The 1,537-nt window shown below is 41.9% G+C and carries 1 protein-coding gene; it reads left to right on the top strand.

The window, feature by feature from the left end; translation table 11 throughout:
• The first annotated feature begins 532 nt into the window (after nt 1-532).
• On the top strand, nt 533-1,483 hold the full coding sequence (locus F6K22_RS40635) for a phytoene desaturase family protein (RefSeq protein WP_293110812.1): 951 nt from the start codon (nt 533-535) through the stop codon (nt 1,481-1,483).
• Nucleotides 1,484-1,537 lie beyond the last annotated feature (54 nt).

The raw sequence follows: 1,537 nt of genomic DNA, 5'->3' as shown, positions 1-1,537 counted from the left end.
CAGGTGTACCTAACTGACTTGACATCCTCCCGACGCTGCTATACGCGAGACAGCGCGGGATTCCCTAACATCACTGATAGGGGCTTTCTGCTTCTAACGCACCTGCCTCCAAGGCCGAACCTCTTTTCGGTCTAAAGGCGCGCTCCACAGACTGACACTGCTAGCCCAGCAGCCTTAATTTACTTATGGTAGCATACTCTTGTAAAAACCGCAACGTTGATTGGTTTTCGGACCGACGCTCCCCTACGGGAGAGCGCGGGTCTCCAAGCAACGTTGAGATGAAATCCGCCGTATAGAATCCGGTTGAACAGTCGTCCGCAGCGACGATAGGAAGCAATCTCCGTGCACCCCTGAGATTGCTTCCTTCCACTCCGTTCCAGTCGCTGCGGACGCAGGCTATAGTAATTACCCGGATTCTATATAAAGCCTTCCCTTTTAAAGGAATTAAAAAAATATTTGGTTCATTATTTCAAGCTTCTGGGTTGAGCCAGAGGTACTGATAACTGAAATTACCCAATAAGTAGACAAAATAATGGTATATTCAAACATACAAAAAAACTACGATGTCGTCATCGTCGGTGGTGGACACAATGGACTAATTGCAGCCTGTTATCTTGCCAAAGCTGGGAAATCTGTTTTAGTTCTAGAAAAACAGGATACAGTAGGAGGAGCAGTTGTTTCCCGCCAACTATTTCCGGGTATTGAAGCTAAACTCTCAATTTATGCTTATCTAGTCGGAATGCTGCCACAAAAAATTATCTCAGATTTAGATTTAAATTTTAAATTCCGACAAAGAAATCCTGCTTCCTTTACTCCATACGAAAAAGATGGAAAGCATGAAGGTTTACTGATTAGTAATAGTGATGAAGCAATTACTAAGAAATCTTTTGAACAACTCACTGGAAATTCAGAAGAGTACCAAAACTATTTCAAATTCCATCAATTACAAAAATCTCTAGGAAAGCATCTTTGGCATTCATTGCTTGAACCCATGCAGACTAGAGAAGAAATTAAAAAGCTTTTTCAAACAGAAGAAGAAAAGCTAGCCTGGCAGTTATTTATCGAGCAACCCTTGGGAATTGCGATTGAAGAATTCTTTCAAAGTGATTTGGTGCGGGGTTTAGTCTTCACAGATGGAACTATTGGCACCTTTACCCATCCCCATGACTCTTCCTTACAACAAAATCGGACGTTTCTCTATCATATTATTGCCAATGGTACAGGAGATTGGTGTGTTCCAGTGGGTGGTATGGGGAAACTGACAGAGGAACTTGTTGCTCAATGCAAAAAAAATGGTGTGGAGATACTCAACCATGCTGAAGTTACACAAATAGAGCCAGAGGAACAGCAAGCAACCGTAAAGTTTGAACATAAAAACCAAGAAAGCTATGTTAGTGGGAGATATGTTTTAGGGACCTCCAAAAAATCAAATGTACAATTGATAATGATAATTATTGTTGGTCAAAGGAAGGGGCAACTATGAGCTGCCCCTTCCCACTCCACTTTTTTTGTAGTAAATTTGAAACTGGGGCGTGAT

It is taken from the genome of Okeania sp. SIO2F4 (assembly GCF_010672385.1).
In the GTDB taxonomy this organism is placed as follows: domain Bacteria; phylum Cyanobacteriota; class Cyanobacteriia; order Cyanobacteriales; family Microcoleaceae; genus Trichodesmium.
Note: the sequence above shows the minus strand (reverse complement) of the source record. Positions and strands in the feature narration are given on the sequence as shown.